The sequence below is a fragment of the Capsulimonas sp. genome (assembly GCF_039929585.1).
GTDB lineage: Bacteria > Armatimonadota > Armatimonadia > Armatimonadales > Capsulimonadaceae > Capsulimonas.
Genome location: NZ_JBDSQY010000305.1, coordinates 1 through 18,438 on the forward strand (window position 1 = coordinate 1; position 18,438 = coordinate 18,438).

At 56.8% G+C, this 18,438-nt stretch carries 7 protein-coding genes and 1 pseudogene; 3 read left to right on the top strand and 5 right to left on the bottom strand.

The features are described from left to right. The 4 genes and pseudogenes from ABIZ35_RS23480 to ABIZ35_RS23495 all read right to left on the bottom strand — a co-directional run. Window positions 1-687, bottom strand: a pseudogene (locus ABIZ35_RS23480) (hypothetical protein); the annotation flags it as partial. Between the two features lie 19 nt (window positions 688-706). Beyond that, a complete protein-coding gene (locus tag ABIZ35_RS23485) occupies window positions 707-2,806 on the bottom strand; it encodes a TIM-barrel domain-containing protein (protein WP_348222358.1) in 2,100 nt (699 codons plus the stop codon). Window positions 2,807-2,908: 102 nt separating this feature from the next. Beyond that, the gene (locus ABIZ35_RS23490) at window positions 2,909-3,742 is read right to left on the bottom strand and encodes a DUF1559 domain-containing protein (protein ID WP_348222359.1); all 834 of its coding nucleotides are present in this window, start codon (window positions 3,740-3,742) and stop codon (window positions 2,909-2,911) included. A 306-nt stretch (window positions 3,743-4,048) separates the two neighbouring features. Then, window positions 4,049-5,857: an ABC-F family ATP-binding cassette domain-containing protein gene (locus ABIZ35_RS23495; protein WP_348222360.1), complete on the bottom strand. Its 1,809-nt coding sequence runs from the start codon at window positions 5,855-5,857 to the stop codon at window positions 4,049-4,051. Between the two features lie 189 nt (window positions 5,858-6,046). Between ABIZ35_RS23495 and ABIZ35_RS23500 the strand changes: the two genes are divergently transcribed. Together ABIZ35_RS23500 and ABIZ35_RS23505 are read left to right on the top strand one after the other, a co-directional pair. Further along, window positions 6,047-8,122: an AAA family ATPase gene (locus ABIZ35_RS23500; protein ID WP_348222361.1), complete on the top strand. Its 2,076-nt coding sequence runs from the start codon at window positions 6,047-6,049 to the stop codon at window positions 8,120-8,122. Beyond that, entirely contained in the window at window positions 8,115-9,860 is a 1,746-nt protein-coding gene (locus ABIZ35_RS23505) for an ATP-dependent helicase (RefSeq protein ID WP_348222362.1), read from the top strand. Before ABIZ35_RS23500 ends, ABIZ35_RS23505 begins: the two co-directional genes overlap by 8 nt. A 257-nt stretch (window positions 9,861-10,117) precedes the next feature. On the opposite strand, the gene ABIZ35_RS23510 is transcribed toward ABIZ35_RS23505, so the two are convergent. Beyond that, complete coding sequence (locus ABIZ35_RS23510; RefSeq protein WP_348222363.1) at window positions 10,118-14,686, bottom strand: DUF4157 domain-containing protein; 4,569 nt, start codon at window positions 14,684-14,686, stop codon at window positions 10,118-10,120. 279 nt (window positions 14,687-14,965) lie between these two features. Between ABIZ35_RS23510 and ABIZ35_RS23515 the strand changes: the two genes are divergently transcribed. After that, entirely contained in the window at window positions 14,966-18,430 is a 3,465-nt protein-coding gene (locus ABIZ35_RS23515) for a PAS domain S-box protein (protein WP_348222364.1), read from the top strand. Window positions 18,431-18,438: the final 8 nt, after the last annotated feature.

Below are 18,438 nucleotides of genomic sequence, written 5' to 3' on the forward strand. Positions count from 1 at the left end.
GCCGGAGTCGTAGGTGTTGAAGTCCGTCCCGGCCGGGCTTCCCTTGACCGATCCGGTCGCGTTGTCGTACAGGGAGTTGATCTCCCAGGTATGGAACTGCTGTGCTTTGGTCTTGTAACTTGCGTCACCCAGCGTTACAGAAAGCAAATATGCCGCAATCCCGCCTGGCCCGTTGACGCACCCGGTTTTGATATCTTTATTCGTGTTCCACCACATCCCAGTGCTGACCGTATCCCAGCCGCGATTCCAAGCCACATTGAACCCGTTTGCCGCAAGAGTCCGATAAGTGGTGTTCCCCGTCAGCTGATACGCCCGGCTGAAAGCGATCGACGCCCACATCAAGTCGTCATTGTAAGTGTTCCAGGTCCAGTCGGTCCCCATCCGAGCGGTGAACCCGGCGCAGACCTGATTGACCGCGGCGACGTTCCCCGTGTCGCAGACAAGCTCGATCTGCTCGGCAAATTGCCAAAAAGAGGTGATATTCCCGGTTCCATCCGAAGCACGATAGAAGCCTTGGGTTCCACTATTCAGAGTATAGTAAAACGTATTGTTGTAACACGACAGGGCAGTGGAGCGATCGCTGGCGCTAAAAGCCTGGGCCGTTCCCCTTCCTCCTAGCAGGAGAGCGCCAACAGTGGACAAGCACGAAAGACCGGATAGAAGCTGGACGACATTGTTTTTCTTCATTGAATTCTCCTGAGTAATGTTAAAAGCCGATCTTGATCTCGCCGCCTGTGTAGACGACGCCTTTGTGGGCGCCGCCGGGCAGGACGACGTTGAGATGGCGCGTGGCGAGCATACCTGGATACGATCCGGCGCGGGCGCCGACCGTCAGCGTTTGCGTCCGGTCGTTCCAGCGCATGGGGATGCGGCTGGCCGCGCCCTTTTGGTAGGCGTAGGTATCACCGTCGTCTTCGTAGAGTGTGAACCCGGCGTCCGCGCCGGGGTAAACACGCACTTCCAGCGGATCGACGGCGCCCAGACTCGTGGACTGAAGGACGGGACCGAGCGGCAGGATCGTTCCCGCACGGACATAGGAAGGAATGAAGTCCAGCGCGGCCTGGACATGCTGAGTTTGGCCGCCGTCAATACTGGCGCTTGTGTTGAAGTCGTACCATTTGCCGGCGGGAAGATAGACATCGCGCGCGCCGCCTTCGGTCAGGATCGGGGCGGCCAGCAATCGATCGCCCACCAGCCATTCGTCCTGGAGATTGAAGGTCTTCTCTTCCTTCGGGAATTCCAGGAAGAGCGGGCGCATGAGGGGCGCGCCGGTCGCTTCGGTTTGAGCGGCGAATGAGTAGAAGTACGGGATCAGGCGATAGCGCAGCTCGATGGCCTTCTTGGTCGCGGCCTCGACATCATTGCCAAAGGCCCAGGGCCAGCGCGGCGAGTCTAAGTTGCCGTGAGCGCGCATGATGGGGATAAAGACCCCCTGCTCGATCCAGCGTGCGTACAGCTCCGGAGATGGGGTGCTCTGGAAGCCGCCAATGTCCTCCGCGATGTAGGGCATTCCGGCCATGCTCCAGTTCAGCAGCGTCCCGGGCTGATTTTGCAGCGTGCCCCAGTCGCTGTTGATATCACCCGTCCAGACAGTTCCCCCGTAACGCTGCATGCCGGGCGAAAAGGCGCGGTTGATGCTCCAGACACGGCTCGGGCTCATCGCCCGCCAGCCATCCCACTCGGTCTTCGCCATCAGGAAGCCTTCGTCGCCGCTTTGCTCGACTTCATCGTTCCACCAGCCGGCGGCGCCTTCCTGCATCAGCGGAATATGCTTGCTCCACCACCAGTATTGCGCGACGGGAAGATCGAAGCGCAGGTCGGTTCCCAAGGGGCTGCTCAGCACCCATCCCTGTCTGCGAGCATAATCGAGGTTGGCGCCGGTGACGCGCGGTTTGCGGATTCCGACAAAGCGCAGCCCTATATCTTTCATCTTGGCGAGGCTGCCAGCCGGAAACGTCTTGGGATTGAAGTCCCAATCGTTCTGAAACCAATCATAGTCGTAGATAAAAGCGTCTATGGGGATTTTCCGATCCCGAAACTGCGTCCACTTATCCTGAATATCGGCGGCGTCTTTGTAACCCCAGCGGCTCTGCATGAAGCCGAATGTCCAGCGCGGCGGGATCGGCGCCGGCCCGGTCAAACGCGACTGAGCGTCCAGAAGGCCATAGCTATTCGGCGCAACGCTCAGATATAGATCCAGGAAGGGACCGGGAGTCGTCCAGGTCAGAGACCCGCCTTCTTCCTTCCACGAGATGCCCGTTTGATTATTGGCGATAAACGTGCTCCAGCCCCCGGTGGACCAGAGAAAAGGAACGCGGGTCCAGCCGTTGCCTACGCCGCTATTGCCGGAAGGGTGCGTCAGATCGCCGGATCGATTCATCCCCGCGTTGCCCGCGCCATAAAAGCGCTCATTCTTGTCATGCGCCAGCGTGAGCGTGACAGCGCCGTTAGCCGCCCCGATGGTTCCCGACGGCAGCAGCGCCCTCCCCTTGCTGTCCAGCAGACGCACATGCCCAGCCGGGCTGACTTCAAGCGTTCCCTGCGGCGTTTGGACCGTCACCGTCCCACTCGCATTCTTACGAATGAGGGCCTTGGCCCAGGGCGTCGTCTTCGCCACGAACGGGCTTGCGGCCGGCGGAGCGGCGGCGGACGGATACGCGACCAGATGGAACACACCGGGATCCACGGCGCTGACATCGATCTTCAGACCGGGCGCGTTCACGATTTCCGCACTGGCGGCGTGGGCAACTCCGGAAAGTGATAAGAGGCAAAGCGTAACGGAGGCGGAAAACAATCTCGGAACCATCGTGTTGAAACACCATTCTTTCAAGTGAAATCGAAGACAAAGCAGACTTACAGAAAACAGCCTCCGCTCCTGTGCGGTAAGAGCGGAGACAAAGATGAAGAGTTAGATCTTGCTGAACGTGAGCGCCGCAGTTCCGGAGCCGCCGCCAGTGACGTTCATATAGCTCGTGCCGGCGGCGTGCTCGCCGGCGTCGTTCTGCGGATCGGTGCTGGCGAGCGCATCCTTTCCAGGAGCGATCTTGCTAGCCTTTAGCCATTTGACATGACCATCGCACGCCAGGAAATTGGAGCCGTCGGTGTGAATGCCGGTCGCGCCGCCGGGCGCCGACCGCAGCGTATTCGCGACGGGATTTCCAGTGGCGTAATAGGCGATGCAGCCCATGGCGCATCCGCCCCAGTAGTTCTGGTCCATGGTCGCCCCGGTGGAATAGTCCGTTTGGGTCGTCGCGTTGTTAATATCCATCGTCGCGCCGAACGCCTCACAGAGCAGCACTGTCGAAGCGGGGGCGTTGAGGGTCGCGAGCGCCGTGGTGCGCGGATTTTGGCCGGCGGAATCGCGGTTGCCATCGCCCAGAAGAGAATCGTTCATGGAATAAGAGACCGTCTGCCATACGCCAAACCCCGGGTTGTAGGAAGTGGAATCGTTGGGACACTTGTAAACGCCGATGGACTTCAAATACGGGATGATCGGGTGCGCCCATCCACCGCAGTAACCGTAGTTCGGATTGCCCATGGGGAAAACCTCATCGTTGTCCTGAAGGTACTGCATAACACCCAGACCAAGCTGCTTCTGGTTAGACGCGCAGGAAATTTGCCGCGCCTTTTCGCGAGCTTTGGCGAAGACAGGAAACAGGATGGCGGCCAATATTGCGATAATAGCAATAACAACCAGCAGTTCAATCAGAGTAAAGCCGAAGCGGGATGAAATGCGTTTCATATGGTTATCTCCTATGATTTTGGTAGATCCAAAGTTGCCGGGCTCATTTGAATCATCACGCCACCATTCTATCACAACAGCTTGTGCCTGTCAAGGCATTATGGACGCAAATGGTACATATATTTTCACAAACGGCGCCACTTTAGTCATTACGACGTCAGTACGTGCTCTATTAGATCATTAAACCCTATCTAAAGCATGGTAAAAACTGCCTAGCCCTCAGAAATGGTAACAAATGGTTCAGGCAAAAAAAGAAAGCCCGCTGGCTGTTTCACCAGGGGGCCTTCTTTTGAATGTGGTCGGGGTTTACCCCTTCCGCGCTTCCAGTTCTTCCCAACGCTTGTACAGCGCCGCGACTTTCGTCTGGGCGTCTTCAATAGCGGCGACGGCTTCTTGTAGTTTTTTATAATCCGCAACGATATCCGCATCGGAGAGGTGCGACTGGAAGTGTTCTAGTTCAGATTCAGCGGCGAGGATCGTTTCCTCAATCTTCTCCAGTTCCCGCTGCTCATTGCGCGCGAGGCGCTGGGCATTTCGGTCGCTTGAGCTGGGCCGCTTGGCCTGCGGCGCGGCGGGCGCGGGTTTGGGCGGCTTTGGCGCAGGACGCTGGGCCTGCTCCCATTGGTAGTAGCCGGCGTAGAACCGGGCGCCGCCACGGCCGTCGAGGGCGAGGAGGTCCGGGCAGATACGATCGAGCAAGTACCGGTCGTGCGTGACGAGGATCAGGGCGCCGGGGAAGTCTTGCAGGCTGTCTTCGAGCACTTCGAGGGAGGCGATATCCAGGTCGTTGGTCGGTTCGTCCAGGATCAGCAGGTCGGCGGGCTGGAGCATCAATTGGGCGATCAGGACGCGGGCCTGCTCGCCGCCCGAAAGACGGCTGAGCGGGACGTCCAATTGCTCGGTGCGGAACAAGAAGCGTTTCGCCCAGCCCGAGACGTGGACCGGCTGGCCGTTAAACGTGACGGTGTCGCGGTCGCCGGCCAGCGCCTGACGCAAGGACAGCTTCAGGTCCAATTGATCGCGCCGATTCTGGTCGAACTTGACGATGTTGAGCTGATCCGCGCGCTTGATCGTCCCCGTGTCCGGAGCAAGATCGCCGGTGAGGATGCGCAGGAACGACGTTTTTCCGCTGCCGTTCGGCCCCAGCAATCCCAGCTTGAGCCCAGGAGACAGCACAACGCTGACATCGTCAAAGAGCTGCTTGCCGCCGAGGCTTTTGCCGATCTCATGGGCGACGATCAGTTCGCGCGTCCTGCGCCCGCTGCCGGTAAAGTCGATCTGCGCCGTGGTCTGCGTGTTGCGCTGCTTGACATCGGAAAGGCTCTCGATCAGCTTCCCGGCGGCGTCGATGCGATACTGCGCCTTGGTCGTCCGCGCCTGCGGGCCACGCCGCAGCCAGTCGACTTCCTTTTTCACTTTTTGCGCGAGGGTATGCTCTTGATGCGCCTGCGCCTCCAGCAATTCTTCCTTGCGCGCCAAAAACTCGCTGTAGTTGCCTTCGATGCTGAGATACCCTTGCGGATAAACGCGGTTCAGCTCCACCATCCGTGATGTGACGTTTTCCAGGAAGACGCGGTCGTGGGTGATGAGAATAAACCCGAAGCCAGGATTCTTGAGCAGGGCCTCCAGCCAGAGAATGCCCTCCATGTCCAGGTGGTTCGTCGGTTCGTCCAGAAACACCATGTCGCATTTGAGAATGAGCGCCCGCGCCAGCGCCAGCCGCTTGCGCCAGCCGCCCGAAAGCGTATCCACCACCTGGGAGTCGTCATCGAATCCGACCTGGCCCAGGATGATATTGACCTCGGTCTCCTTCTCGTAATCCTCCAGATGCTGACCGGCCAGCGCCTCCATCAGCACTTCGCCGGTGGTGGCGCCCGCCGGAAAGATGTCTTCCTGGGGCAAATACGCAAAGCGCGCGCCCTTGCGCGTGGAGACAGATCCCGAATCCGGCTTTTCGGCGCCGGCGAAGATTTTGAGCAGCGTGGATTTTCCGGCGCCGTTCGGGCCGATGAGACCAAGGCGCTCGCCGTCAGAGACGCCCATGGAGACTCCGTCGAACAGCGGGCGGGCGCCGTAGGATTTGGAGAGAGATTCGCAGCTAAGAAGCAGAGCCATACAATAACCTTGTCAACGAGAATGGCTTGATTCTACCAGACATTGGCGTGGTTTGCCCACCACAGATTGTCGATTCGAATGCTTGAGAAGAGATTTTTGCTATCTCGAAGCGAGCAAGCACCCAATGTCCTCAATTCAGGAAGAGGATTCACGTGGTGATCTGTTCAATATGTATGTTCGCCTACCAGGATGGCAGAAAGCAAATACAGACGAGATTTTGCATTTTTAGTATTCTCCGTCACGTACAATACAATGTTTATTTCCTACCTCGAAGCAGAGAATTATCGGTGCTTTTGTAAGTCCGAATTCATCTTTCGTCCCGGCGTAAATGTGATTATAGGTGAGAATAACGCTGGAAAAACAGCTGTTTTGTCAGCCATTGGCCTTATCTTTAATCGAGAAAATCGGCGTAGACCGCAAATTCACGATTTTCATCAGGGGATCACAGCGTTTGATGTTGCACCTGTAATTCGAGTAACCGTGCGTATTTCATCTTCAAGCCAAGATACTATAGATGACAAGGCAGTGGTGGCTACGTGGTTGACAAAACTGAAACCTACTTGGGAGGCAACATTAACCTATGAATGTTTTTTGCCCGAGAAGGACGCAGCAGAATTCATGAACAAAGTAGGACAAACTCCTGAGAGGTCAAAATTCTTTGAGACTCTTGAAATCTTTTTGCCCAAGTATGTTAGTAGAATTTATGGTGGCAATCCTTCAGATCGAATCGTAGCCGAACATGAAATGCTTTCTAAGTTTGACTACCAATTTCTGAATGCATTACGCGACGTACAATCCGAGATGTTCACAGGTAGCAATCCAATTCTCAAATCTATGCTCCATAGTGTGCTTGACAACGGTGTCAACGATGCAGAGCAAGAGACCAGAAAACAGGCATTCACCAAGCTCTCTGGCGAACTTAGAGACCATGTAGTTGATCGCCTAGATCTAGGTACGTTATTCCAACTAGTTGCAGAAACAGGAGCAGGCGATGGGGGAACACTGAACCTTGCAGGAAAGCTGGATGTAGACGGAATAATATCTGCCTTAAAGTTATTCGTATCTTGGCTAGGTAATGAATTGCCTGTAGTATGTAATGGATTAGGATACAATAATCTTGTTTATATATCATTAATATTGGCAAGTATGGATTTCAAGAGCGACCCTGCCAGACAAAGTTCGAATGCAGTTGTATTCCCTATATTACTTGTAGAAGAGCCTGAAGCACATCTGCACCCCGCCTTACAATATCGACTACTGAAGTATTTGCAAAAACGCATAAATGAAGCAGGCAAAAGCCGACAAGTTTTTATTACAACACATTCTACACACATTACATCAGCCTGCCCTCTCGATAGTCTTATCTGCTTAGCAGCTCCAGAAGTCGGAATGCAACCAGAGACAGCTTACCCAGGCAGAGTATTTGGCGATAGCCTCGCTGGCCAATCCTCCAAGAAGTACGTTGAACGATTTCTAGATGCGACAAAATCAAACATGCTATTCGCCCGTTCCGTCATTTTTGTCGAAGGACTTGCCGAACAACTTGTAGTTCCTAAACTTGCAGAAGCAGCAGCATTACCATTAGAAGAGTATCATGTTGGCCTAATTGCCGTTGATGGATCGACATTCAAACATTTTTTACCATTATTCGGCGCTTGTTTGACTCAAGATCTAAGGAAGTACGCACTAAAACGTCGAGTTGCTTGCTTAGTAGATGCAGACCCGGCAAGGAAGATTAAAGGCGATACTCAAAATAGAAAAGGTTGCTTTCCATTCGAAATTGGGCGAGATAATGATAAGTACGAATACTATGACAGATCCGGTGTTGTTACCAACCTAGAAGCACAGATAGCAATAACGAATAATATCAGTATTAACTATAATATGATGACATTTGAATATGATTTTTCGGAAGCAAATTCAGGAAAAACGTTCTTGCTTACAGAAAAATGTAAAAACAAATCAATTCTAGAGAATTATTGTATTGATCCACCTAATGGCGAAGAACTATTAATAACGCTACTAAATAAACTAAGGCCAACATGTGTTGTGAATATTGAGGCTATTGAAGACACAGACCAAAAACATCGTGCATGGTTTGCAGCTTGCTATTTTCTGTCAGTTATGGGAGATAAAGGTGAGAACGCTTTTGATCTCGCCATACGGTTAAATGATGCTGACCAAATAGCGATCCCCGATTATATTTTACAGGCCTTGAGGTGGGTGACCAAAACGGGCAATGCTGAAGAGGGAGTCGATGCCTAAATCTCAGATAATTTCGTCAAGTGACGTTCTCCCGAGCATTGAGCAACATTTTCGCGTTCTTGCTGGCCCTGGTGCTGGCAAGACATTCTGGTTGTCACGACACATACGGCGGGTAGTAACGGAATCACAGCGTCTCACCTCAATATCTAGCGTTGCTTGTATATCTTATACTAATATTGCTGTCGCCGAATTAAGAGACCGCATCGGTGAGGCCGCGAGTCAAGTCGAAACTTCGTCCATACATTCTTTTCTCTACAACCAGTTAGTGAGACCTTATCTTCACCTTGTGTTAAATGAAAGCGGACAATGCGAGGTTAATCATGCTCTCGTTGATGGTCATGAGGAGCACCGGCCAAACTATCCATTATACAAAGAGTGGCTGGACACGATAGAAAAAAGAGACGCAGCAGATCGCTCGGATGCATTTATCTACCTTAAATCTTTGCGCTGGACACGGGACAATATGGGTGACTGGAAGCTTACCGCAGGCCAAAAGCGCCCTCCTCAATATTTGCCAGTAAAAATGTTACGCGAATACAAGAAGATTTTCTGGAAACGAGGCATTATAGATCATGAGGATGTGCTCTACTTCGCATACCGTATTCTAGAAGAAAATCCCGATCTCTGTTCATTTATTAGTGCAAGATACCCATATGTTTTTATCGATGAGTTTCAAGACACGAACGATACTCAGGCACAAGTTGTCAAGTGGCTAGCCGCAGAAGGAACAATCGTCGGAGTTATAGGTGATGCCGAGCAGTCTGTTTATAAGTTTCAGGGAGCTAAACCTGAGGAATTCTCAAGTTTCAGTTTACCTAACATGCTTGATCTACGAATTGAAGGAAACCGCCGAAGTACGAATACTATAATTTCGCTACTAAATCAAATACGCACTGACGGACTTCAGCAAAAGGGGACCCGAGGAGTAGTCGGCCAGCCAATACGTCTCTACGTGGGGCAACCATTGCAAGCTCTGAACGCATCTATACTAGCGCTTGGCGGCATTCGCCCCGTAGCACTATTACGGACTAATGCGGAGGTCCAGCAGCTCCGTTTACCAGATACAACTCCCGACAAAGCAATATTATGGATAGAATTCGATAAGGCTGACAGCAGCAGATCAGCTCTTTGGGAACACATTATTGCTGCATCTGTTCTTGCATCAACAGTCAATTTATCAATGGCTGTTCGTGAAATGCTAAACATAGTCCGTCTCAGGAATAAACGCCTGATGGCGCCACTCAACTATGACGGCATTGTCACAGAAATGCAGCGTCGAGGATTAGCTTTATCATTACTCGAAATATTTCAGGATTGGGAAACAAAATTTATCGACATGACTCTTTTAGAAGTTTACGTCTACCTTTGCACCCAGCTACCGACAATATTACCAGGTCTCACGATGACATCTGTGCGTAAAGGAGCATTTAAGGATTTTGCTGAAGTTACTGCCTATAAAGATTTAGTAAGCGGGGCAAAGTTACCAGAAGAAACCAGAGATATTCGTACTGTTCATCAATCCAAAGGGACGGAATTTAAAAATGTAGTTGTGTTTTTCAAGGATGCTGAACGACTTATGGATGCACTCACTCCAAATACTAAATCATCTGAAGAAAGACGTCTGGATTACGTCGCTTTAAGTAGGGCAGAAGACAGACTATTTCTTTCCGTATCAATCTTAACTCAGTCTGAAGAGAAAACACTCACAGACTACCAGATCGAAGTTGTTCGCTGCTAAGTAAGTGAACAAAAGTATTTCAGGATGCTTGCTTCGCCTCTAATTTCGCTTCGACTGCTCTGCCATCAGAGGCAGCGCGTGAGAAATCCTGTAACCTAGCAGGCAGCCTGGATTTCTTTTGTTCACCTACTTAATCACCTTGTGAAAGTACAATCGTTACAGCATTGCGAATATTTTATCCATCCACGATTTTAAGGGTATGGCAGGATTAAAGATTTATTATATTGTTGATTGGCGACCTAAGTTAATGCGCGCCCTTACTTCGGCGCGGGCGGGGGCGCGCCGGCGGCGGGCAGGGGGCTGTTGAAGGGCGCCCAGGCTCCGGGGTTTTCGGTGGAGATCTTCTTGAGATCGCCGAGGGCCTGTTGGGAGAAGTCGTTCCAGGCGGAGTACTGGTTTTGCAGGAACTGATCCGTGACCGGCCCGATCGTGGGGGCGCTGTCCGGCAGGAACGGCTGGCCACCCTTGGGAACGGTGGCGTTCGGGCGCGGGCCGAGGTGGGCGGCCTCGCTGGTCGCCTGACGCTCGGTTTTGGAGGCGAAGCCGGAGAAGTTCTTCCAGTAATCCAATCCCTGTGTCTTGGCGCCCGCGTTTTCCGCCGCCTCGGCGAAGCGGTTCATGTACTTGTAAATCTCATACTCACGCGACGCCGTCACTACATTGCCGCTGCACTCATGCATGATGTGCTGGATCATTTCCAGATTCGAAAGCGCGGCCTGATAGGCTTCCTGGCCGATGACTTTCACGCCGCTGACTGTCATGCGGCCTGCGCCAGGGCCGATGTAGGCTTCCGCCGTCATCGCGTTGACCTCCATCTGCTTCGATGTGATGGTCTTGGCAAGCTCAACCTGTTCCGGCGAGCCGGGCGTGGCGGCGTTGTACTTCTTCATCAGCTCGTCGATTTCCAGCAGGGTCTTGTTGCGCGCCGCCACATCGCCTCCGCCCGCGAGCTTGGGAACGAGTTCCTGGATCTTTGGATCTTTGACGTCCACACCGATCTTCGACGCATACGCTTCCACTTCGGCAATGCGCGCGGGGTCGCCTTCGGCGTGGGCGAGCATCTTGGCGATGTTGAGCTTCTCGGCCTCCCCCGTCACTTGTCCGAGAACGGCGGCTTGATCCGCTTTCGAGAGACCGGGCATGATCTTTTCGTACAGCGTCAGGCGGCCGGCCTCGGTGTAGAAGTTCATGCGGAGCGCCTCGCTCCAGCCGGCGCCGTACCGCCCCGCCATGTGCTTCTCGGCGGCGATCATATCGGCGCCCGCATTCTCGCCATAGGTGGAAAGGTCGATATCGCTGACCTTCTCGCTGCTGGCGCCGCTGACGGGCTTGGCATGGAACTTGGATTCGAGTTCGCCCAGAATGCTAGCGCGCCGTTCGAAGAGTTTTGCGGCCGCCTGCCGCATCTCCGGCGTGCCTTGATCGAGCATCCCCATCAGCTGCTTCCAGTTGCCGTGCTCCATGATCAGGCCGTCGATCGCTTTGGCGTCGCCCTTGAGAATCGCCGCAATCTTTTCATTGTTCGGGTCCATCAGCGCGGTGATCAGCCCCGTGCGGCGTACGCCCTCCTCGCCGGAGATGACAATCTGGGTGCGCGCGCCCGATGTCATCTGCTTGACGAAGACCTCTTCGCTGACCTCGCCGATCTCCTTGAGCCGACCGGCGTCGGCGAGCGCCTTGTACTGGGCGCGGGCCACCTTCTCCATCTCGGCGATGGCCGGCTTGCCGGCGTCGACAGCGCCGCCAAGGTGAGCGAGGATCTTCTCCTTCAGACCAGCGCCGTGCTTCTCCAGCATCGCGCCCAGCTTTTGCATCCACTCGGGGGTCTTGCCGGCGGCGATGGCCTCGCGGATCGCCGGCGCCAGCGCCTTGAAGGAAGCAGCAGCGGCTTTGACGTCCAGAATAGCCGCGACAATATCTAAAGCCAGCCAGATCAGCGACGGGTCTTCCTGAGAGATGGCGCGCGCCTTCTCGAAGTCCGTCCCCGCTTCGGCCTGAGCCAGAGAGTAGTTGCCCAGACTGTTGGCCGCCTGCGCGGTGCTGAGGGTCGCGCTTCCAGCCGTCGCGACGACTGCCGTGGCGGTGCCAGCCGTGGCGAAGATCGCGACGAGGCCCAGGCCCAGCGCGAGCGCGCCGACCAGCATGTTCACCAAAAATTCGTCGTCATGAACTTCCTTGACCTTCTCATCGACGACTTTAGACTGCCAGGAGGTCGGCCCGTAGCTGAGATCGCCCTTCGCGCCGCTGACGAGCGTGGAGTTGTTCCAGATATTAAGCCGGCCATCGGCAAGGGCCTCACGCACGGTCTGGATGTTGTGCAGCTTTTCGGCAATCATCGGGGCGAGTTCATCGGCGGCGTTCTTCTTCCAGAACTTCCATCCCTGCGACTCTGCGCCCCGCGCGATATTCTCCAGCGACGACGTATTCGCCTCGCCCTCGGCCCCGTACGCCGCCAGGATCGGGAAGTCGCCTTCTTTCTGCCGCCGCTCGATATTTACCTGACGCCGCGACTCCGCGATTTTCGCTTCCAGATCCTGGGCCTCCGCCTCCTTACCCGGAATGAGGCTCTTTGTGGGCATTCCCGGCACGCTGTTATTGTTGGCGTTGGATTGGAAGCAGGCATCGTACTGCTTTAGCTGGCTCTCGAGAGTTTTACGTGTTGGGATGAGCAGTCCCGCCGCTTCAGCCATCTTCCGAGTTTCGTCATTGGCCGCAATGCTATGAGGCGTCGTGTCTACGTTGGCGCCGGAGTCAGGGTCGTGCATCGTCTTGGGCGCGGGCAAACCATAACGCTCACGCTCGGTGTTAATCCGTTTCTCACTCTCGGCGAGGATCATCCCCGCTTTTTCCTTGGCCTTGGCCGGAAACGCGGTGAGGACTTCGTCGTGCTCCTTGACAATGTCTCCTTTCACGCCCGTCATTGTATTGATGCACAGCGTGGCGTCCGCAGCCGTGTCCGGCTTAAAGGCGGCGTTGAAATCGTATGTTCGGCCGGGGAGAGTGGCGAGATCGTCCAGGAAATCCAGTGTCGGCTTGTAACCGTCGGAGGCGATCATCTTCTCGATCCCCGCCTTGGCCGCGCTTGCTTCGCCAAAGAGCGTCTTCCCTTTGTACGAAACGGCCTTCATGCCCGCCGGAACGCCGGTGGGCGGCGGGGAGACCGCGCTGCCAGGCGCGGGCGGAGCGGACGGAGCCACAGCGGGCGCGGGCGCCGGAGTGTTATTCGGGTCACGCATGACCTGCCGAGCGACAGCGCCTTGCTGGATCGTGTGCGTCAGTTCATGCGCCAGCAGACGATCCCCCTCGCTCGTTCCCGGCTGGTACTCGCCGCTGCGAAAGGCGATATTCGGACCGACCGTATAGGCGCGAGCGGACACGGCCTCGGCGGACCGGGACGCTTGAGCGTCGGCGTGAATGCGTACCTGACTGAAGTCGTGACCGAAACGCGGCTCCATAAAGTCCCGTGTCGCCGGGCTTAACGGCTGCCCACCGGAGGAGACAACGTTCTGCACAAGCGGCCCAGCGTCCTCGGAAACCTCCGGCCCCTGCCCCGTCCTGGCGACAACCTCCGCCTCCCGCGCCGCGCGGCAGTTCGGACAATCACACACGCCGGGAGCAGCGCACTGACGCTGGATGACCGGCGCCTCCGCCCGCATCACGCGGTCCGCAGTCTGATCGGCTTCTTGTTCGAACGGATCGCCCGGCTGGCTGACAGTCAGCTTCGCCTGCAGGGAAGGAGACGCGGCGTCGGGGTCGGCGAACGGATCGGGGCTATCATTGCCTGGCCCGTCGGCGCTCGTGCTTTTGACTTTTTCCGGCGCGCACTGGACCCAGGATTTAATATTGGCGCCTTCTTTAATTCCATGGTCCGATGTCGTATCGTACGTCTGATTCTCCGTGTCCGCCGCAGCCACTTCATCGTCCACAATTTTCCAAGCAGCCGATTGCTCCTTGCCGATCAGCCGGGCATGCAGGTTTGTGAAATGGGATTTGTCGATCGCGAGGTGCTTGTTCTCGTGCGCGTCCAGCACCCCATAGAACCGATTCCATTCCGCCTGGATCGGCTCGCATTGGCTGGACAGCTCCGACCACTGCGGCATTTCCTTGGTTTCGATGACGGTGATGGTCGCTTTTGTGACCTTGTTGTTCCCATCGTACTCATACTGAGGATCGGGAATAATCTTCGGGAGGACGCTGGCGGATTCGCGAGAGCCGTTGTTGGTCATCACGTCCCAGAGCTGAGACAGATTCGGGGCGGAGAGCGTGCGCGTGGCCGGCTTGACGGTGATCGTCGTGGATCCGCCGCCGCCCGGCCCCATGGGGATGGGAGTATTGGGATCGGCAGGCGGTGCGGCGGGATCGGCGGGCGGCGCGGAACCCGCAGGAGGCGGCGCGTCGCCGGGAGCGCGCATGACCATGCGGTCGAGCGATCCGCCCGCCGGCTTCACCTCTTGCTCCTTCCCATCAGACGCCTCCGAGGAGGGCGCGGCCTCGGCGCGCATCACATCGTCCGCGACCCGGTCCGCCTCCACCTCCTGGGGATCGCCCGGCTGGCTCACCGTCAGCTTGGCCTGGGGACGCAGCACCGAAGTCTTCTGAAAGTCATGGGCAAAGAGAGAGGCGTCGGCCTTAGCGCGGGCAGTTTCTTCCGAGACCGATTTCTCAGCATTTTCGGATTGGATTGGGACGGATGAAGAATCGCGTGAACGCGCAAGAGCGACCTCGGCGGGCGCCACAAGTGGGTCGGAAACACTCGCGAAAACGCCGGACGTGGCTGAGGGCGGGAGTGTGGACTTCCGTCGCTGCGCCGCAATACGCTCGCTCATCTCTCTCCTTAGCATCGCCTCGTTCCTACAGCGGGAAGGCTGTAGGCCAGGCTGGGGCGAAGTCAGCTAAAGCAGACTCTTGGGTTTCGTAAATACTCTCTGAAATCCTCAAGCATGCTGGCCAGGCGCGCTTATGGCCATCGATCGCGCATCCTGCCGGTCTATTCCATGGCGGCCACGGTGTTTCCTGCCTCATGGCGCCAAGCAGGTATGGAGAGAATCGGTCGAAATCCCGACAATGGATTTACAGTCTATGAAATTTGTGTTGAGACGATAATCATGCCGGCGCCCTCATCCCACAACGAAGCTGGCCGTCTGGCGGAACTTTACTCCTACGGCGTGATGGACACGCTGCCGGAGCAGGATTTCGACGACCTCGTGCATCTGGCGAGCGCGATCTGCGGAACACCGATCGCCCTGATCTCACTGATCGACGATCACCGTCAATGGTTCAAGGCGAAGCATGGCCTGGACGCGAATGAAACCCCGCGCGAACTTGCATTCTGCGCGCACAGCATTCTGCAAAAGAACGTGATGATCGTGCCGGACGCCACAAAAGATCCCCGCTTCGCCGGCAACATCTTAGTCACCGACGCTCCCGAAATTCGGTTTTACGCCGGCGCGCCGCTCATCACCCCCGCTGGCCACGCTCTGGGAACCCTGTGCGTCATCGACATGGAGCCGCGCGAATTGACGGAGGCCCAGATCTCCGCACTCCAGGCGCTCAGTCGACAAACAGTGAACCAGTTGGAGCTGCGCCGCCACGCCGCCGACCGGACGCGCATCGCGGAGGAGCGCGGACAGATGAACGCAGAGCTGGAGCGCCGCGTCGCCGAGCGCACGTCGGAGCTTGCCCAGGCAAACCAGCAGTTGCTGGGCGAAATCGCCGAGCGCGAAGCCACCGAAGCCGCACTGCGCGAGAGTGAAGCCCGCAAGGGCGCTGTCATGGAATCCGCTCTCGACAGCATCATTACCATCGACACTGAGGGGAATGTCGTCGATTGGAATCCGGCTTCCGAGCGCACCTTTGGATACGAGAAAGCGGAGGCGCTCGGACGTGAACTGGCGATGCTGATCGTGCCGCCTGATTTCCGGGAGGCCCACCGAGCCGGTATGCGGCATTTCCTCGCGACCGGCGAGGGGCTGGGCATCAACCAGCGGATCGAAGTTCCCGCCATGCGCGCCGACGGCTCTCAGTTTCCCACGGAACTGACGATCGCGCCGCTCACCGTTGCGGGCCGCCCGATGTTCACGGCCTATCTGCGCGATATTTCCGAGCGAAAACAGGCAGAGGAGGAATTGCGGCGCAGCCATGAGGAGCTGGAAAACCACATTCAAGCGCGAACGCGCGAATTGGCCGACGCCAATGAGAAACTCTCGACCCTGATTGCGGCGTCGCCGGCCGCGATTTTCACATTCCGCATGGATGGTCTGCTGCAAAGCTGGAGCCGGGGCGCTGAACTCTTGTTCGGCTGGGCGGAAGCGGAAGTTTTGGGCCACGAGCTGCCGTTCGTCCCGGAAGACGATCGGGCCATCTCGCGGGAGATCGTTGAGAGGCTGCTCGGCGGCGAATCGATCAACGGCGTGGAAGTTAGGCGCGTGCGCCGCAATGGCGAAGCGATCGATATCAGTATCTCCGCCGGACCTCTGAGAGATACGGGCGGCGTCATCACTGGGGCCATCGCCGTGGTTCTTGATATCACCGAGCGCAAGCAAGTCGAAACGGCGCTCGAAAAAGAGCGTGAGTTCCTCAACGCCATGCTGGATACGATGTGTGAAGGAATCGTGGCCTGTGACGCCCATGGCGTGCTGACAACTTTCAATGCCGCCAGCCGCCGTTTCCACGGCCTGCCAGAAACCCCTATCCCCGCCACACAATGGGCAGAGCATTATCAACTGTTCCACGCGGACGGCCATACCGTGATGGAGATGAAGGATATTCCTCTCTTCCGCGCGTTGCAGGGGGAGTCTGTGCGCAATGTGGAGCTAGTAATTGCGTCGCATTGCGATTCGCCGCGCTTGGTGCTGTCGAACGGTCAGGCGATCTACTCGCCGTCGGGCGAAAAGCTGGGCGCCGTCGTCGCGATGCACGACGTCACTGAGGCGAAGCGCGTGGAAAAGGCGCTGCGCGGCGCGGAAGAAAAGTATCGCAGCATCTACGAAAACGCCGCGGAAGGGATCTTCCAAAGCTCGCCGGCGGGGTCGTTCCTCAATGTGAATCCCGCCGCCGCGCGTATTCTCGGCTACGATTCTCCCGAAGACATGATTGAATCCATCACGGATATCTCCACACAGCTCTACACCCATCCAGAAGACCGCGCCCGCTTCACTTCGGCGCTCCTGCATACCAGCGCAGTGCAGACCTTTGAGGTGGAGTTCCGCCGCAAAGATGGAACTCCACGTTCGGTGTCGATGAACGCCCGATGCGTGCGTGACAGCAATGGCAAGATAGAATACTTCGAAGGCACCGTCTCGGACATCACCGAACGCAAGGAAGCCGAGATCGCCCTGCACGCCAAGAACGAGGAATTGGAGCGGCAAAAGGCGGAGCTGGACCGGGCGCGGGGCGCCGCGCTGGCGTCGGCGCGGGCGAAGTCCGAGTTCCTCGCCAACATGAGCCATGAAATCCGCACCCCAATGAACGGCGTGATCGGTATGGCGGGTCTCCTCTTGGACACCCCGCTCACGGGTGAGCAGCGAGACTATGCGCGCATCATCCAGGGCAGCGGCGACACTCTCCTGAAGATCATCAACGATATTCTTGATTTCAGCAAGATCGAAGCGGGAAAACTGACGATCGAGACCGCGCAATTCGACCTGCGCGAAGCGGTCGAGGGCGCGGCAGGTCTGCTCGCGCCCCAAGCTCAGGAAGCCGGCCTGACGCTTGTGACGCGCATTGCGCCGGAAATACCGGCATGGCTGATGGGGGACGCAGGGCGTATCCGTCAGATCCTCACGAACTTCATCGGCAACGCGATCAAATTCACGCCATCCGGCGAAATCTCCGTGAACGCGAGCCTGGTCAGCGGCGCGGATGGCCCGATCCGTATCCGACTTGGGGTCCAGGACACCGGCATCGGCATTCCGCCGCACCGTCAGGCGGCTATCTTTGAAAGCTTTACCCAAGGCGATGGCAGCACAACGCGCAAATACGGCGGGACGGGGCTAGGGCTGACGATCTGCCGTCAGCTGACCGAGCTGATGGGCGGACAGATCGGCCTGGAAAGCACGCCCGGCGACGGCAGCAACTTCTGGGTGGAGCTGCCGCTGGAAATCTGCCGCGCCCAGACCGTCGTGAGTGGACCAATTTTCTCCGGAGCTCCCGGCGCGGCGACCGCCCGGCGCGACCTTGGGCTGCGTGTGCTGCTGGCGGAAGATAATCCGATCAATCAGAAAGTCGCCGTGCGCCTGCTGACGAACTGGGGATGCGCCGTCGAAACGGTCGTGAATGGATTCGAAGCGGTGGAGGCGCTAAAGCGCCAATCATTCGATCTCGTGCTGATGGATGTCCAGATGCCGGAACTGAGCGGCCTGGAAGCCACCGAAGAGATCCGGCGACGAGAGCGCGTCTCCGGCCGCCGAGTCCCCATCTTCGCGATGACGGCGAACGCGATGGAAGGCGACCGGGACGAGTGCCTGGCAGCGGGAATGGACGATTATATCTCCAAGCCGGTCAAGCCGCAAGACCTGCACGCCAAGCTCCTGAGAGTTTATGAAAGCCTCGCGGAACGGCGGGCGGCCTGAGAACGATT

Coding starts and splice junctions, on each gene's coding strand:
- ABIZ35_RS23485 (WP_348222358.1), bottom strand. CDS start 2,806: ATGGTTCCGAGATTGTTTTCCGCCTCCGTTACGCTTTGCCTCTTATCA.
- ABIZ35_RS23490 (WP_348222359.1), bottom strand. CDS start 3,742: ATGAAACGCATTTCATCCCGCTTCGGCTTTACTCTGATTGAACTGCTG.
- ABIZ35_RS23495 (WP_348222360.1), bottom strand. CDS start 5,857: ATGGCTCTGCTTCTTAGCTGCGAATCTCTCTCCAAATCCTACGGCGCC.
- ABIZ35_RS23500 (WP_348222361.1), top strand. CDS start 6,047: ATGGCAGAAAGCAAATACAGACGAGATTTTGCATTTTTAGTATTCTCC.
- ABIZ35_RS23505 (WP_348222362.1), top strand. CDS start 8,115: ATGCCTAAATCTCAGATAATTTCGTCAAGTGACGTTCTCCCGAGCATT.
- ABIZ35_RS23510 (WP_348222363.1), bottom strand. CDS start 14,686: ATGAGCGAGCGTATTGCGGCGCAGCGACGGAAGTCCACACTCCCGCCC.
- ABIZ35_RS23515 (WP_348222364.1), top strand. CDS start 14,966: ATGCCGGCGCCCTCATCCCACAACGAAGCTGGCCGTCTGGCGGAACTT.